Origin of the sequence: Ancylobacter sp. TS-1 (genome assembly GCF_009223885.1) — a bacterium.
Classification (GTDB): Bacteria; Pseudomonadota; Alphaproteobacteria; order Rhizobiales; family Xanthobacteraceae; genus Ancylobacter.
The window spans coordinates 3,450,269-3,466,501 of record NZ_CP045144.1 but is presented as its reverse complement, the minus strand read 5'-3'; the positions used below and the strand labels follow the sequence as shown (position 1 = coordinate 3,466,501).

Sequence of the window (16,233 nt, the reverse complement as noted above, 5' to 3'; positions counted from 1 at the left end):
CATCCGGAGGACGACATGACTCAACGCGACATCGCGGGCCAGGATACCGCCACGCTTGAAACGGCGCCGACCCGGTACATCGAAGGTCGCGCAATTCGCTTCGCCTATCGCCGCCTCGGCCCCGCGACCGGAACGCCGCTGGTTCTCCTGCAGCATTTCTCGGGCACCATCGACGCGTGGGATCCCGCCGTCGTCAACGCCCTAGCCGCCGATCGTCCTGTCATCGCCTTCGACAACGCCGGAGTCGGCCGCTCGACCGGTCAAACGCCCGACAATGTCGCGGCAATGGCACGAGACGCGGTCGACTTCATCGACCTGCTCGGCCTCTCCGAAGTCGACCTGCTGGGCTTTTCCCTTGGCGGCTGCATCGCCCAGCAGATCGCTGCCGAGCACGGATCGCTGGTCCGCAAGCTCATCCTCGTCGGCACCGCTCTGAAAGGCGGAGAGGAACACCTGCTGGCGGTTCTCCAGGAGGCATTCTCCCAAACCGATGCGCCGGACCTCCGCCTACCGCTGTTCTTCACGAAATCGTCCGCCAGCCAGTCGTCCGGCCTCGCGTTCCTGGAGCGGACGAAGATGCGCAAGGATGATCGTGACACCGATAACGGCAGCGCGGTGACCGATCCGCAGGCCAAGGCGCTGATCACCTGGTGCGCCACGCCCGATCCCGGGCACGCCCTTCTGCGCGCCATCCGCCAGCCCGCTCTTGTCGTCAGCGGCAGCCACGACACCATGCTGCCGGCGAACAATGCCTACGCAATGTTCAAGGCCCTCAGTAACGCTCAGCTGATCCTCTATCCCGATTCAGGGCACGGCGCCCTGTTTCAGCACCATGGAGTGTTCGTCAGCCACGTCCGGACCTTCCTGGAAGCCTAGTCGGGAGGTCGCATGAGCCCGGCACGCTCCGATGCGATCGGAGGCACTTTATCCATGCGAGTTGTTACGGAGGATAATATGGCCGTTGCCAAGGTCGAGGTGGAACGTTTCAGCCTCACCAGCTCGAAACCGTTCGACGATGTTGTGGCCGCGCTCAAGTCGGCAATCGGGCAACCTGACATCGTCGAATTCTTCAAGGCGACGAAGGCTGCAAATTCCTTCGCGGATGTGGAGCGCGTCGTGCACGGCGCCCTCGGCCGAACAGGTCTTATGCTCTTCGCAGAATTCGATCTTGGCGCCATTCTGCGCCGCGAAACGGGATCCACGACGCCTAAGATCATACGGTTGGTGGTGGGCAATCCACTCATCATGAAAGAAATGGTCAGGCATCTTCCGGATGCTGGATCTTACGCTCCAGTCACAATCCTCATTGATGAACGTCCCGATGGCGTGCATCTCTCCTATGACAAAATGGAGAGTTATCTACTCTCTTACGGTAGTTCGGACGCTTTCGACGTCGCCCGCAATCTCGACGCGAAAATTGTGAGCTTGCTACACGAATGTGTAGGCTAAACTTTCCTGCGAGTGCTCCAAGCGGATGGACGTGCAAATCCGTTCCGAAACGCGGGACCCGCAGCGCGATGCGGCGGACGATCTCGACGGCGACGCGGGTTGCGGTCGCGACGCGCAGGCTTGCGTGGTCGGCCCCGGCAAAGAACCCCTCGATGAAGGGACCGGAGACGGCGCACGGGTCGGACCGGGCGATTCAATCGCCCGGCTTGTGGCCGAGGCCGCGCAGCACGAAGACAATGACCTGCTCGATGTCGGGCCTGCCAAGACCGGCGCTCAGCGCCATCATGGTGGGGTGCATGAAGCACGTCATCGTGGCCTTCACGCACGCCGCACCGACGACGGCATTCTCGACGCTGAAATCGCCTGACGCCCGGCCCTCTTCGACGATCCGCGCGATCATCGCCTGGACGTTTTCGGCATAGCGCACGCACACGCTCCAGCTCTCCGTCATGGCATCCTCGACCATGTCATTCACGCGGCTATTGGTCATGAAGCGTTCATCGCTGAGCCGCGCGAGTTCCCGCATGAAGTTGGCCAGCCTTGTCGACGGCCGCGCCTGCGACGTCGCAATCGCGTCCAGCTCGGCCTGGATCCCGTCGAGCAGAAGCTCCGCAACCGCCTCGTTGATCGACCTCTTGCTGTCGAAGAAGCGGTACACGTTCGCCGGACTCATGCCGAGTTCGGCTGCGATGTCGGCCACTGTGGTCTTCCGGTAGCCGATCGTGGTGAAGAGCTTCTGGGCGACCGCGAGAATCTCGCGCTGGCCTTCGGAGCCGTCCTGACGTCGGCCGGCGGTCTGGATCTGGGCAGTCATTCGGGCCGGGACACTGGAGGAATGATCCATGAAGGCTACTCCGAAACGGTTTTGGAGGACATGGGCCTACCCATGCCCCTCAACAACGAGAGTCTCGACCTGGCCTGCCTTGGCGCCATCGCGCGGGCGCGCCGCCGGCACGCCGCGCGCGTCGAGCGAGTTCCGGAACCACAGCGCATAGAGCGCGGGCAGGAACAGGATGGTGAGGAAGGTCGCGATGAACAGGCCCCCCATGATGGTGACCGCCATCGGACTCCAGAACGCGCTGGAGGAGAGAGGAATCATGGCGAGAATGGCGGCCAGCGCCGTCAGTACCACCGGCCGCGCCCGCCGGACGGTGGCCTCGACGATCGCCTCGCCGCGCGTATGCGAGCCGGAAGCGACGTCGCTCTCGATCTGGTCCACGAGGATCAGCGTGTTGCGCATTATCATACCGGCAAGCGCGATCACGCCGAGCAACGCAACGAAGCCGAACGGCTTGTGGGCGATGAGCAGGCCCACCGAGGTGCCTATCAGGCCGAGCGGCGCGGTCATGAAGACCAGCGCGAGGCGCGAGAAGCTCTGCAGCTGGATCATCAGCAGGGTGAGCATCGCCATGAACATGATCGGGAAGACGACAAAGAGCGCGGCGTTCGCCTTCTCGGACTCCTCGACCGCGCCGCCGGTCTCGATACGGTATCCGGGCTCCAGGCTGCCCTTGATCGGCTGCAGCACCGGCAATATCCGCGCTGTCACGTCGGGAGGCTGGACACCATCGGCCACATCCGCCCGGGCGGTGATGACGGTGTCGCGGTTGCGCCGCCACAGGATCGGATCCTCCTGCACATAGTCGAGCCGTGCGACCTGCGACAGCGGCACGGCAACGCCATTGCGCGCGACAATGGTCAGGTCGCCGACATGGCCGAGATCGAGCCGCTCGCTCTCGACCGCGCGGGCAACCACGCTGACCTGCTCGACGCCATCGCGGACGGTGGTGACGGTGAGACCCGAAACGAGGGTCTGCAGGGTCTGGGAGACGTCCTGCACGTTCAGCCCCAGTGCGCGGGCGCGTTCCTGGTCGACCACCAACCGCACCGAGGGCGACATCTCGTTCCAGTCGAGATGCGGGTCGAGAACATTGGGATTGGTCCGCATCGCGTCGCGGACACGGTACGAAATCTCCCGCACCTTGATCGGATCCGGCCCGATGATGCGGAACTGAACCGGGAAGCCGACCGGCGGGCCGAAGGCGAAACGGTCGACACGTGCCCGCGCCCCGGCAAGCGCTCCTGCGTCGACAGCCGCCTCGATCCGCTTCTTCACGCGCTCGCGCCCGTCGATGGACCGGGTCAGGATCACGATTTCCGCGAAAGCTTCGTTAGGCAGTGTGGGATTGAGGCCAAGCCAGAACCGGGGCGAGCCCTGCCCGATATAGGCGGTGAAGGTCTGAATATCGGGATCGGTCTGCCCGATCAGCTTTTCCGCCTCCGCGACGATGTGGGTCGTCGCGCTGATCGAGGATCCCTCGGGAAGGCGAAGCTGCAGGAACAGTTCCTTGCGCTCCGAGAGCGGAAAGAACTGCTGCTGGACCAGCCCGAAGCCGAGGATCGAGGTGAAGAAGATCGCGATGGTGATGGCCACGGTGGTGATGCGCCAACGCACGCAGGCGCGAATAACCGCCCGCAGGCCGCGATAGAGGCGGGTCTGGTAGATCGCGTCGTGATCGCCATGCCCGCCAGCCCTTGCCAGCGAGGAAGGCAGCAGCAGCACCCCGAGATAGGGCGTGAACACCACCGCCACGATCCACGAGGCGGCAAGCGCAATGCCCACCACCCAGAAGATGCCGCCGGCATATTCTCCCGCCGCGGACTTCGCGAAGCCCACGGGCAGGAAGCCGGCAACCGTGACCGCGGTTCCGGTAAGCATCGGGAAGGCGGTCGATGTCCAGGCGAAGGCCGCCGCTTCCATGCGGTCATAGCCCTGCTCCATCTTCACCACCATCATCTCCACCGCGATGATGGCGTCATCGACCAGCAGCCCCAGCGCGATGATCAGCGCGCCGAGGGTGATGCGGTGCAGGTCCATCCCGGTCGTGTACATGACGACGAAGGTGGCCGAGAGCACCAGCGGCACCGAGAGCGCCACCACGATGCCGGTGCGCCAGCCGAGCGACAGGAACGAGACGCCGAGCACGATGGCCAGCGCCTCGACGAAGGAGCGCTCGAACTCCCAGATCGATTCCTCGACGATTTCCGGCTGGTCGGCGATCTGCTCGAAGGAGATGCCCTGCGGCACGTCCGCCTGAAAGCTGCGCGTCGCGGCGAGGACGTCCTCGCCGAACGCGATGATATTGGCGCCACGCGCCATCACCACGCCGACACCGAGCGCCGGCACGCCGCGCTGGCGGACCAGGAAGTCCGGCGGATCGACGAAGCCGCGTGTCACGGTGGCGATATCGCCCAGCCTGAAGGTGCGGCCGCCGGATTCCACCGGGGTCTCGGCCACGGCCTTCACGCCGTCGAGCGCCCCGGTGACACGCAGCGGAATGCGCCGCGCATCGGTCTCCATCATGCCGGCGGGGGTGATGTCGTTCTGGCGGGAGAGCGAGTCGAAGATCGCCTGCGGCGTCACGCCGAGCGTGGCGAGCTTGGCATGGCTGAACTCGACGAAGATGCGCTCCTGCTGCACGCCATAGATGTTCACCTTGGCAACGCCCGGAACCTTGAGCAGCCGCTGGCGAAACGCATCGGCGACCTTCTTGAGCTGCGCATAGTCGGCTCCGTCCCCCGTCAGCATGGTGAGGATCGAGTCGACATCGCCATACTCGTCATTGACGTTGGGGCCGATCACGCCCGCCGGCAGAAAGGGGCGGACATCGTCCATCTTCTTGCGGATCTGGTAGAATAGGTCGGGCACTTCGGCGGGAAGCGTGTCATCGCGGAAGGTAATCTGCATCGCCGTGAAGGACGGCTTCACATAGGTCTGCACGCGGTCGAAATGCGGAAGCTCCTGAAGCTTCTTCTCAATGACGTCGGCGACCTGATCCTGCATCTCGCGTGCGGTCGCGCCGGGCCATATGGCCGTCAGCACCGCGACCTTGACGGTGAAATTGGGATCCTCGGAGCGTCCAAGCCGCTGGAACGACACCGCTCCGGCGATTGCGATAGCCAAAATCATGAAAAGCACGAGCGGACGGTGCTCGACCGCCCAGCGCGACAGGTTGGAGCGGTCCATGGCGTTTCTGCCTCTCAGAACGAAAACTGGTCGACGGCCCGGACGCTCACGCCCACGTCGAGCTTCTGGGCGCCGATCAGCACGACCCGGTCGCCCTCGGTAAGGCCCCCGGACACCAGCACGTCCTTTGCCTCATAGGTCGCGACGGTGACCGGCTTGGCGACAAGCTTGCCCTCCGGATCGACGGTCCAGACAAACGGGCCCTTGCCTTGATCGACAAGCGCCGTGAAAGGCAGACGGGCGATGCGCTCGGAGTTCGGATCGGTCAGGGTTACGGTCGCCGTCATGCCGAGTTGCACGTCGGGACCGGCGGCCGGCACCGGAAATCTCGCAAGATAAGTCCGCGTCGCGGCATCAGCGGCCGGCGACATCTCGCGCAAGGTCGCCTCATAGCGGGCATCGGCGTTCGACCATAGCGTAACCACGGCCTTGGCTGTCCGCGCGCGTTGAACGATCGATTCCGGTATGGAGACGACCGCTTCTTTTTCAGCCGTGCGGGCGAGGCGAATGGCGGCGAAGCCGGGCTGCACCACCTGCCCGGGCTCGACCGCAGTCGCGGTGATCACGCCGTCGGCATCGGCGCGGAGCACGGCATAGGACGACGCGTTCTTCGCCAGATCGAGCGAGCGCTCGGCGCGGGCGAGACGGCCTTTTGCCTCTTCCGCCGCCGCGCGCCGCGTGTCGAGCATGGAGGCCGTCGTCCAGCCGTCCTTCGACAGTCTTTCGGCGCGCTGGAACTCCGCTTCGGCCTGCGCCCGCGCGGCGAGCGCAGCGTTGCGCTCGGCCTCGGCCTGCTCGACCTGGAGGCCGAGATCGACCTCGTCGAGCGTGGCGAGAGCGTCGCCCTGATGAACGGCATCGCCCACATTCACCAAACGCTTCGCCACCTTGCCCTGCACGCGGAAGCCGAGGTCACTTTCGACGCGGGCCTGGATGACCCCGACGAGACTGCGCTCGCGGACGCGAGGTTCGAAGGCGATGGGCCGTGCAAGGACGGGCCTCGCCTTCTCAGGCTCCGGCTGCGAACTGTCCGCCGGGCCACAGCCGGCGAGCATGGCGGCGAGCGCACTGACAGCGGCGGCATTGAGGAAATGGAAAAGCGGTGACCGTCCGCGCATGGCGCCCTCGGTTGTTGACGTGCTGAACAGGCGTGACGGACGGCCAGGGTATGAAGCCGGGGCGGTTGTGCGCCGTCTTGGTCGTCCATTGCGATGCAATATGCCGAGATGAATGACGAATGTCAATATTCGTCATTATGCACTCGTCATTCACAGTCCCTGCGCTTTGTGATCGCGTCGCCTGAAAGACCCGGCACCGGGCTACGGCTGATGCCTCCGCCCCCGCGAAAGCTCCTGGGTGCGCAAGGCGGCCGAGGCCATGCGGGCCTTTGCCGAGAAACCAACCGGCTCAACGGGGAGAATCATCCATCGGCGGAATCGGGCCGACCAGAGATGGAGAAAGCCGGACGGTGCCACGCGCTCCTCGAACCGACGGCCCGCCGGCCTCACCTCACCCCTCCGCGCAAACAAAAAGGGCGCTGCCATCGGCAGCGCCCTTGTCGCATCGAAACGTGTCGGATCGGCTCAGAGCACGACCACGTTGGTGCCCTGCGGCACGCGGGTGTAGAGGTCGATCACGTCCTCGTTGAGCATGCGGATGCAGCCGGAGGAGATGGCCTGACCGATATATTCGGGCTGGTTGGTGCCGTGGATGCGGAACAGCGTGTCCTTGTTGCCCTGATAGAGATAGAGGGCGCGGGCACCCATCGGGTTGTGCGGGCCGGGACCGACGAAATTCGGAATGCCGGTCAGGCGCTGCTTGATCTCGGGGGTCGGGGTCCAGGTCGGCCACTCGGCCTTGCGGCCCACCTTGGCCTCGCCCTTGAACGCCAGACCTTCCTCGCCGACGGTCACGCCGTAGCGGATGGCCTTGCCGCCGTCCTGAACGTAGTAGAGGTACTTGCGCTCGGTATCGACGACGATGGTGCCGGGCTTCTCGGTGCCGGCATAGTCGACCAGCGACCGCTGATACATCTCCGGCGGCAGTACCTTCTGGTACGGCGCGGCGGCCAGGAGCTTCTTGTCACGCGGCGTCAGGGACGCCTCCGGTGCCGGCTGGCGCTGCGCATTGCTGCACGCACCCAGCAAGACCGCCAACAGGACAACCATCGCCCCGCGCAAAACCATTTTCAATGCTCCGAATCGCCTGCACGCCTGAGTGCGTGTCTCTCAGCCCGTATGTCGATTAGCCGATGTGGCTTCGGCCTTGAAGGGGCCACGGCGTCGCCATGAGTTTGTCGGCGGAACTTGTTGCGGAAATACCTCAGTTACGTTGGAAGAGGTCGCAAACCGGCCGAAAACCCCTCCGCAATGCCGAGAGGCCTTACCGACGACCCCGACTCTGCATATTTTTGACGCACTCGGCGATCACTTCGTCGGCAGTTGCCCGACAAGGCGGGCAGCAACACTGGAGGAAGGCATGTCTACCGAAGAGTCTCCGGCTCCTCAGAGCCGGCCCAGCGAGCGCTGGGAGCGTTCGCAGCAAGCCAGCCAATGGCGCGAGATCGGGATTTCGGCGGTTGCCGCCGCGGCCCGCTACGCCAGCGACAAGAAGACGGTATCCGATGCCCCCGTTGCGACGGGCGCGGCGCGGACCGAGGATGCGGAAGCCAAAGTCGTCACGCTTCGCGACGTAGAATATTTCGCGGCCTGACGCCGCCGGCCGCAGGGCCGCGCTGCCGACGCCGCTTCATCCCCCGGAACCGACCGAAGACGCAACGCCCCTGACCGGGTGCCGCCCCGACGCGTCCCGCGTCCGGGCCGGAGCGTATCCGCCGGCTCCACGGGCGAGCGATTTCATGCCGGCCCGTCTGCGACGAGGGGCCGGCTGGTAGTCCTTGAGGTTCCGTCGCATGCTCGGCGGTGACGAGAGAGCGTCGGAGACTCCATGATCACCGCCTTCAGCGTGCGCGACGGCGCGCTCGTCCCCCATCGGCTCGGCCCCGGCGACCCGGTGCCGCCCGACGCGGTATGGCTCGACCTGTTCATGCCCGGCGACGGCGAGGACCGCATCGTCGAGGCGGCGCTCGGCATCAGCGTCCCGACCCGCGAGGAAATGGTGGAAATCGAGCCGTCGAGCCGCCTGCGGGTGGAGAACGGCGCGCGCTACATGACCGCCTCCATCGTCTGCAACAGCGAGGGCGAGCACCCCTCCCTCGCCGAGGTCACCTTCATCCTCGCCGGCGGACGGCTCGCCACGGTGCGCTATGACGAGCCGAGGCCCTTCCGGCTGGTGGTGGCGAAGCTCGACCGCACCTGCCCGGACAACATGAAGGGCAACCGGCTTCTGCTGGTGATCCTCGATACCATCATCGACCGCGCCGCCGACATCATCGAGCGGCTGGCGCAGGAAATCGATGCCGTCTCGCGGCAGGTGTTCGAGCGGGAGAGCGTCCGCTCGGGCGACAGCCAGCGCTTCCGCATCATCCTCAAGCGGCTCGGCCAGCGCGGCGATCTCGCCTCCAAGGCGCGCGAGAGCCTCGTCTCGATCGGCCGGCTGGTGACCTTCCTCTCCACCGAGGGCGAGGCGCAGCGCTTCGACAAGGAGCAGCGCGCGCTGCTCAAGAGCATGCAGCGCGACGTCGCCTCGCTGAGCGACCATCTGAGCTATCTCGGCAACAAGATCACCTTCCTGCTCGACGCCACGCTCGGCATGGTCAGCATCGAGCAGAACAACATCATCAAGATTTTCGCGGTGCTGTCGGTCGTACTGATGCCGCCGACGCTGATCGCCTCGGTCTACGGCATGAACTTCCAGCACATGCCGGAACTCGACGAGCGCTGGGGCTACCCGCTGGCGCTCGGCGCGATGGCGCTGGCGGCGGTGCTGCCCTACCTGTTCTTCAAGTGGAAGCGCTGGCTGTGAGGCTCAACGTCATCGCGGATCGGCCTGCCGCCGTCCGGGATGACGGCAATAGTCCTCACACGTGCTGGCCGCCATTGATGTGTATCTCCGAGCCGTTCAGGTAGGACGACGTCTCGGTGCACAGCACATAGATGATCTTGGCCACCTCGTCGGGCGTGCCGAGGCGCTGCATCGGGATCTGCTCGACGATCTTCTCGGTGCCGGGGGACAGGATCGACGTGTCGATCTCGCCCGGCGCGATGGCGTTGACACGCACGCCGAGCCGGCCGAAATCGGCCGCCATCTCGCGCGTCAGCCCGGCCAGCGCGGCCTTCGAGGTCGCGTAAGCGGCCCCCGCGAAGGGGTGCACGCGCGAACCCGCGATGGAGGTAACGTTCACCACCGCGCCATGCGCCTTCTTCAGCTCCTCCAGCAAGCCGCGCGCCAGCAGGATCGGGGCGAAGAAGTTCACCTGGAACACCCGCCGCCAGTCTTCCTCCGGCGTGTTCAACGTGCCGAGGCGCGCCCCGCCCGTCCCCTTGGGCGAGATGCCGGCATTGTTGACCAGCGCGTGCAGCTCGCCGTCCGGCAGCCGGCTCTTGATCTCGTCGACCGCGCGCAGCGTGTCGTGCGGATCTGAGAGGTCGACCTGGATGTGGTCCTCCGGACCCATCTCCCACGGACAGTTTTCCGGGAAGGGGTGGCGCGAGCAGGTGATGACGCGCCAGCCTGCGGCCGAGAAGCGCTTGACGGTCGCGTGGCCGATGCCGCGCGAGGCGCCGGTGAGCAGCAGGATGCGGCGGGGCTGATTGGAACTCATGGCGGTTGTCTTAGCTCAGCGCGACGGGGGTGTCAGGAAGAAAGCGGCCCGGTGCGGGGCCGCTCACGGATACAGGCGAGTGCGCGCCCACTCGCCCTCGTCCGGCGCCTCGCGGCGGAACAGGATGCGGTCGTGCAGGCGGAAGGGGCGGTCGTGCCAGAACTCGATCTGCACCGGGCGGATGCGGAAGCCGGTCCAGTGCGGAGGGCGCGGCACCGTGCCCAGCGCATATTGCGCCGTGACCTTGGCGATGGCGCCCTCCAGCGCGAAGCGCCCTTCCAGCGGGCGCGACTGCTGGCTGGCCCAGGCGCCGATCTGCGACAGGCGTGGCCGGGTGGCGAAATAGGCGTCGGCCTCCGCCTCGCTCACCGTCTCCACCAGCCCGCGCACCCGAATTTGCCGGCGCAGCGACTTCCAGTGGAACACCACGGCCGCTTTCGGCACGGCGGCGAGTTCACGCCCCTTGGCGCTGCCGGTATTGGTGAAGAAGACGAAGCCGCGCTCGTCGCGCGCGTTCAGCAGCACCATGCGCACATCCGGCAGGCCGTCGGCGTCGACGGTGGACAGCGCCATGGCGTTGGGATCGTTGGGCTCGGACTCCCTCGCCTCGGCAAACCATTCCTCGAAAAGCCGAAACGGCTCCGTGGCGGCGGTGAAATCACCGGATTTTAACTCTTCGGGCGCTTCCATAGGGGCATCTTCGGACGGTTGGACCACGGAACCCATGGGCATGTTCCACAGGCGGCGGGCGACGGCGGGGCGGACGGCGGATTCCGCGACGCACGCCGACACCTCATATAAGCGCGTGACGCCGTTCCGCACAGCAGCATCGGTGGCCGGCATGGCGGGCGCTGCCCTGCTGCTCGCGGGCTGCGCCGGAATGGCGCCGGTCGACACCATGGCGACCGGCTCGGTGACGACGCGGGCCAGCGCCTATGCCCGCGAGCCGGTGCCGAAGGGCATCGCCGTCGAGGACTGGGCCGCCGCCCGCCCGGCGCTGGCCGAGGCGCTCGGCACCAAGGCTTCAGCGCCCAGCGTTCCCTGGGAGAACCTTTCCAGCGCCACGCGTGGCACCGTCACTCCGCTGGGCGAGCGCAGCGCCGACGGGGGCGGCAAGTGCCGCGAATTCCTCATGAGCTTCGTGCGCGACGAGCGGGAGGAATGGCTGCAGGGCGAGGCCTGCCGCGCCGCCAAGGGGGCCTGGAAAGTCGATCAGGCGCGCTTGCTGGAACGAAGCTGACGTCCGACGCCGGTCAAGGACGTCCACCGACCGTTGCATCGCGGCAACACGGTGACTACATGGTCGGGTGAGCCGGAACCGCCGGACGAGAACGTCATCCATGCGCGATCCCTATGAAATCCTCGGCGTCGCCCGCAACGCCGACCAGACCGAGATCAAGCGGGCTTTCCGCAAGCTCGCGAAGAAGCTGCACCCGGACGCCAACACGGAAGATCCGAAGGCGCAGGAGAAGTTCGCCGAGTTGAACTCGGCGCACGAGATTCTGTCCGACACGGAGAAGCGCGGGCAATTCGACCGCGGCGAGATCGACGCCGAAGGCAAGCCGCGCGGCTTCGAGGGCTTCCCCGGCGGCGGAGGGCCGGGCGCGCGCGGCTTCCGGCGCGGACCGCGCGGCGAAACCATCTTCGAGAGCTTCTCCTACGGCCCGGAGGGCGCGCGCCGCTCCGGCCACGGCCCGCACGAGGCCGGCGGGTTCGACGACGTGATCGCCGATATTCTCGGCGGCCTTGGCGGGCGCGGACGTGCCCGGGCCGGCGGCGGCGAGCCCCCGCGTGGCAGCGACATCGAGATGACCGTCCCTGTCGCGCTGGAGCGCGTCGTCGAGGGCGGCCCGGTCAAGGTGCATCTGCCGAACGGGCGCGCCGTGGAGGTCAAGCTCCCCGCCAATGTGGCGGAGGGCCACCGCATGCGGCTGAAGGGACAGGGAGAGCCGAGCGCCTTCGGCGGCGCGCCGGGCGACGCCTATGTCATCGTCGCCTATGCCCCGCACCGTCATTTCCGCGTCGAGGGCGCCGATCTGCGCGCCGACGTGACGCTGCCGCTCACGGAGGCCGTGCTCGGCGGCAAGGTGCGTGTGCCGACGCTGGCCGGCGAGGTCGAGCTGTCGGTGCCGGCCCGCACCAGCTCGGGCCGCACCTTCCGGCTGCGCGGAAAGGGGCTGCCCAAGGCGGACGGTGGGTCCGGCGACCTGCTCGCCACGACGCGCATCGTGCTGCCGGAGACGCCAGACCCCGAGCTTGAGGAACTGATGCGCCGGCGCCGCGACAGCGGCGCCTGAGACAGAAGACTTCGCCGCGACGGCGGCGCCTGAGACAGAAAACCTCGCCGCAAGGCCGGCGCCCGAGGCGCCTGCGGGACCCGCGCCCGGCGCATGGCGGGCGTGCCGGCCGCGCGCCTTTTCCACCGCTCGCTTGAGCGGGTCTTGCTGCTGTGCGATAGGAACCGACGCCACCGCGAGGTGGGTAACGTGGACGGAGCATGGCGTGAGCATGGCATCGGGCGGATTGATGAGCGGGAAGCGCGGCCTGGTGATGGGAGTGGCGAACAACCGCTCCATCGCCTGGGGCATAGCCAAGGCCGCCCATGCGCAGGGCGCCAAGCTCGCTTTCACCTATCAGGGTGAACCGCTCAAGAAGCGTGTCGAGCCGCTGGCCGCCGAACTCGACGCCGCCGTCGTCGGCCATTGCGACGTCACCGACCCCGCGACCATCGACGCTGTGTTCGAAGAGACCCAGCGCCAGCTCGGCGGGCTCGACTTCCTCGTGCACGCCATCGCCTTCTCGGACAAGAACGAGCTGGACGGGCGCTATGTCGACACCACGGCCGACAATTTCAGCAAGACGATGCTGATCTCCTGCTACAGCTTCACCGCCGTCGCCCAGCGCGCCGAGAAGCTGATGACGGAAGGCGGCTCCATCCTGACGCTGACCTATTACGGCGCCGAGAAGTGGATGCCGCACTATAACGTCATGGGCGTCGCCAAGGCGGCGCTGGAGGCGAGCGTGCGCTACCTCGCCGCCGATCTCGGCCCGAAGAACATCCGCGTCAACGCGATCTCCGCCGGCCCGATCAAGACGCTGGCCGCCTCCGGCATCGGCGATTTCCGCTACATCCTGAAGTGGAACGAGCTGAACGCGCCGCTGCGCCGCACGGTCACTGTGGACGAGGTCGGCGACGCCGGCGTCTACTTCCTCTCCGATCTCGGACGGGCTGTGACCGGCGAGATACATCATGTCGACGCCGGCTATCATATCGTCGGGATGAAGAATCCCGACGCGCCCGACCTTACCCTCGATCGCGAGTGAAGCGCCCAATCGTGGAGCATGGCGTCATGTCGAAGGCCGGCCTTTTCCGGATGTCCCGTTCCCTGCTGACGGCGGCCGCGCTGGTAGCCGTGACGCTGCCCGCCCTTGTCGCACCGGCGGGCGCGCAGCAGGATGGCTCGATCGTCATCGGCCCGCCCCCGGGCTCGGGCCTGCCCTTCGTGCCGGGTCCGGGCGCGCAGGATCGCGGCGTACCGCCGAATTTCCAGCAATACCCGCTGCTCAGCCGCATCTTCGGCTTCGGCGGCGCGGTCTTTCCCGGCTATGTGAGCCCCAGCAGCGGGCGCAACGACCGCGACCGCCTCGCCTATCTCACCGGCGGCCCCAAGGGCCGCATGATCTTCGCCGCCGGCACCGCCGACCGGCTCTGCCAGATGGGACAGGCGCCCCGCATCCGGGTGCTGAGCGCCCCGGCGGGCGTAAAGATCACCCAGGACATCGGCTCCTTCTTCGCCACCGGCACCGATGCCGGCTCGCGCCGCTGCGTCGGCACGACGGCGGGCGGGACGCGGGTGTTCGCCTCCGGCCGCGCGCCGCGCGGATCCACCGTGACCCTGCGCGTCACCTACCCGCTGAACGGACCCAGCTACACGCACGTCGTGGCCCTGCCCTCCAAATGACGCGGCGCATCTTCCTCGTCCGGCACGGCGAGACCGACTGGAACCTCGCGGGCCGGCTTCAAGGGTCGCACGACATCCCGCTCAACGATCTCGGCCGCGAGCAGGCGGCCGACACCGCCCGCGTGGTCGAGCGCCTGAGCCGTGGCGCCAGCGGCCTCGACTTCGTGTCGAGCCCGCTGAGCCGCGCCGCGCAGACCATGGCGATCCTGCGCGCCGAGCTCGGCCTGCCGCCGGACGGCTTCCGCCGTGACGCGCGGCTGCGCGAAATCGGTTTCGGCCGCTGGGAGGGCTCCACCTGGCCGGAACTGCGCCGGCGCGACCCGGTGAACCTTGCCGCCCGCGACGCCGACCCCTGGCACTTCACGCCGCCCGGTGGGGAGAACTATGCGGAACTCTCGGCGCGCGTGCTTGCCGCTATCGCCGAGCTGACCGGCGACAGCGTGGTGGTGACGCATGGCGGCGTGGTGCGGGCGATGCTGCACGCCTTCGCCGGCATGCCAACCACCGATGCGGTGGAACTGCCGGTGCGCCAGGGCGCGGTCTATCTGATCGAGAACGGTGCGTTCGAACTGGCCGTCGCTTGACGGCGTTTCGGGAGAGGTCGCCATGGGCGCCGAGCTGATCCGGGCCGAAGAGGCCGCCAATCCCCGCCCGATCTGGTGCGTGAACCCGCAGAACTGGCGCGAGGTCGCCGGCGGGGCGGATAGCGGGCTGCCCGCTTCCGCGCTCGCCTTCGCCGAGGCGAGCGGCTTCAAGGCCGAGCCCGGCGCGCTGCTCGTGCTGCCTGCCGCCGACGGTTCCATCGCCGGTGTGCTGTTCGGTGTCGCGGCGCTGCGCGACCCGCTCGCCTTCGGCAAGCTGGCCACCTCCCTGCCGGCCGGCGACTATGCCATCGCCCACCCGCCCGCCGATCCGCGCCTCGCCGCGCTCGGCTTCCTGCTCGGCGGCTACCGCTTCACCCGCTACGGCAAGCGGACCGGCCCCGATATCCGCCTCGTGGTGCCGGAAGGCGTGGACGAGGCCTATCTTCGCCGCACCGCCGAGGCGGTGACGCTGACCCGCGACCTGATCAACACCCCGGCCAACGACCTCGGCCCGGCCGAGATCGAGGCGGCGGCGCGCGCGCTTGCCGCCCGCTACGGTGCCGAGATCCGCGTGACCACCGGCGAGGACCTGCTCGCCGCCAATTTCCCGCTGATCCACGCCGTCGGGCGCGCCTCGCCGCGCGCCCCGCGCCTCATCGACCTGAGCTGGGGCGAGCCGGGCGCGCCCAAGGTGACGCTGGTCGGCAAGGGCGTCGCCTTCGATACCGGCGGGCTCGACATCAAGCCGTCGAGCGGCATGCTCTTGATGAAGAAGGACATGGGCGGCGCGGCCAACGCGCTCGGCCTCGCGCAGATGATCATGGGCCGCGCGCTGCCGGTGCGGCTGCGCCTCATCATCGCGGCGGTGGAGAACGCCATCGACGGCTCGGCATTCCGCCCCGGCGACGTGTTCCCCTCCCGCAAGGGCCTTTCCGTCGAGATCGGCAATACCGACGCCGAGGGCCGGCTGATCCTCGCCGACGCGCTCAGCCTCGCCGACGAGGAGGCGCCCGAACTGCTGATCGACTTCGCCACGCTGACGGGAGCGGCGCGTGTGGCGCTCGGCCCGCAGCTTGCCCCCGCCTATACGGAGGACGAAGCGCTGGCCGCCGACCTCGCCCGCTTTGGCGCCACCGAGGCGGACCCCTCCTGGCGGCTGCCGCTCTGGCAGCCCTACGCCTCGATGCTCGACAGCAAGATCGCCGACCTCAACAACGCGCCGGCCGGGGGCTTCGCCGGCTCCATCACCGCCGCGCTGTTCCTCCAGCGCTTCGTCGAGCGCGCCGGCGCGTGGCTGCATCTCGACATCTACGCCTGGAACCCCTCCTCCCGGCCCGGGCGGCCGGAAGGAGGCGAAGCCCAGACCATCCGCGCGCTCGATGCGCTGATCGCCGAACGCTTCGGCTGACGCCGGACCACGCGACCATCCGCAGCTTCCTCGCGCCCATGGCGTGCGCCCGCAGACGCTGCGTCATCTCGCCCGCCCGT

General features: G+C 67.5%; 16 protein-coding genes. 10 read left to right on the top strand and 6 right to left on the bottom strand.

Features of this window, described 5'->3' with window-relative positions; genetic code table 11:
• Positions 1-15: 15 nt before the first annotated feature.
• Complete coding sequence (locus GBB76_RS16220; RefSeq protein ID WP_152304266.1) at positions 16-876, top strand: alpha/beta fold hydrolase; 861 nt, start codon at positions 16-18, stop codon at positions 874-876.
• A gap of 78 nt (positions 877-954) precedes the next feature.
• Entirely contained in the window at positions 955-1,449 is a 495-nt protein-coding gene (locus GBB76_RS16215; RefSeq protein ID WP_152304265.1) for a DUF302 domain-containing protein, read from the top strand.
• A 193-nt stretch (positions 1,450-1,642) separates the two neighbouring features.
• On the opposite strand, the gene GBB76_RS16210 is transcribed toward GBB76_RS16215, so the two are convergent.
• From GBB76_RS16210 to GBB76_RS16195, 4 genes are all read right to left on the bottom strand, one after another.
• Positions 1,643-2,293, bottom strand: a complete 651-nt coding sequence (locus GBB76_RS16210) for a TetR/AcrR family transcriptional regulator (RefSeq protein WP_152304264.1) — start codon at positions 2,291-2,293, stop codon at positions 1,643-1,645.
• A 36-nt stretch (positions 2,294-2,329) separates the two neighbouring features.
• Positions 2,330-5,476: an efflux RND transporter permease subunit gene (locus tag GBB76_RS16205; protein WP_152304263.1), complete on the bottom strand. Its 3,147-nt coding sequence runs from the start codon at positions 5,474-5,476 to the stop codon at positions 2,330-2,332.
• 14 nt (positions 5,477-5,490) lie between these two features.
• The gene (locus GBB76_RS16200) at positions 5,491-6,594 is read right to left on the bottom strand and encodes an efflux RND transporter periplasmic adaptor subunit (protein ID WP_152304262.1); all 1,104 of its coding nucleotides are present in this window, start codon (positions 6,592-6,594) and stop codon (positions 5,491-5,493) included.
• A gap of 465 nt (positions 6,595-7,059) precedes the next feature.
• Positions 7,060-7,662 carry a L,D-transpeptidase gene (locus tag GBB76_RS16195; RefSeq protein ID WP_246668958.1) on the bottom strand — a complete coding sequence of 201 codons (603 nt, stop codon included), beginning with the start codon at positions 7,660-7,662 and terminating at the stop codon, positions 7,060-7,062.
• 292 nt (positions 7,663-7,954) lie between these two features.
• Here GBB76_RS16195 and GBB76_RS16190 point away from each other — a divergent pair, with 292 nt between their 5' ends.
• Entirely contained in the window at positions 7,955-8,188 is a 234-nt protein-coding gene (locus tag GBB76_RS16190; protein ID WP_152304261.1) for a hypothetical protein, read from the top strand.
• Positions 8,189-8,422: 234 nt separating this feature from the next.
• A complete protein-coding gene (locus tag GBB76_RS16185; protein WP_152304260.1) occupies positions 8,423-9,400 on the top strand; it encodes a magnesium transporter CorA family protein in 978 nt (325 codons plus the stop codon).
• Positions 9,401-9,455: 55 nt separating this feature from the next.
• Here GBB76_RS16185 and GBB76_RS16180 read toward each other — a convergent pair whose 3' ends face one another.
• Together GBB76_RS16180 and pdxH are read right to left on the bottom strand one after the other, a co-directional pair.
• Positions 9,456-10,199 (bottom strand): SDR family NAD(P)-dependent oxidoreductase, encoded by a 744-nt coding sequence (locus GBB76_RS16180; RefSeq protein ID WP_152304259.1) that lies wholly within the window; start codon positions 10,197-10,199, stop codon positions 9,456-9,458.
• Positions 10,200-10,262: 63 nt separating this feature from the next.
• Positions 10,263-10,889, bottom strand: a complete 627-nt coding sequence (gene pdxH, locus GBB76_RS16175; RefSeq protein WP_152304258.1) for a pyridoxamine 5'-phosphate oxidase — start codon at positions 10,887-10,889, stop codon at positions 10,263-10,265.
• 151 nt (positions 10,890-11,040) lie between these two features.
• On the opposite strand from pdxH, the gene GBB76_RS16170 reads away from it, so the two are divergent.
• The 6 genes from GBB76_RS16170 (at position 11,041) to GBB76_RS16145 (ending at position 16,153) form a co-directional block, all read left to right on the top strand.
• Complete coding sequence (locus tag GBB76_RS16170; RefSeq protein WP_152304257.1) at positions 11,041-11,439, top strand: RT0821/Lpp0805 family surface protein; 399 nt, start codon at positions 11,041-11,043, stop codon at positions 11,437-11,439.
• A gap of 100 nt (positions 11,440-11,539) precedes the next feature.
• Positions 11,540-12,496, top strand: coding sequence for a DnaJ C-terminal domain-containing protein (locus GBB76_RS16165; RefSeq protein ID WP_152304256.1), 957 nt, complete (start codon positions 11,540-11,542; stop codon positions 12,494-12,496).
• A gap of 211 nt (positions 12,497-12,707) precedes the next feature.
• Positions 12,708-13,523, top strand: coding sequence for an enoyl-ACP reductase FabI (fabI, locus tag GBB76_RS16160; protein WP_202911254.1), 816 nt, complete (start codon positions 12,708-12,710; stop codon positions 13,521-13,523).
• Between the two features lie 50 nt (positions 13,524-13,573).
• On the top strand, positions 13,574-14,161 hold the full coding sequence (locus GBB76_RS16155; RefSeq protein WP_246668957.1) for a hypothetical protein: 588 nt from the start codon (positions 13,574-13,576) through the stop codon (positions 14,159-14,161).
• A complete protein-coding gene (locus GBB76_RS16150; RefSeq protein ID WP_152304254.1) occupies positions 14,158-14,745 on the top strand; it encodes a histidine phosphatase family protein in 588 nt (195 codons plus the stop codon). The genes GBB76_RS16155 and GBB76_RS16150 overlap by 4 nt, the downstream gene beginning before the upstream one ends.
• A gap of 22 nt (positions 14,746-14,767) precedes the next feature.
• Positions 14,768-16,153, top strand: a complete 1,386-nt coding sequence (locus GBB76_RS16145; RefSeq protein ID WP_152304253.1) for a M17 family metallopeptidase — start codon at positions 14,768-14,770, stop codon at positions 16,151-16,153.
• Positions 16,154-16,233 lie beyond the last annotated feature (80 nt).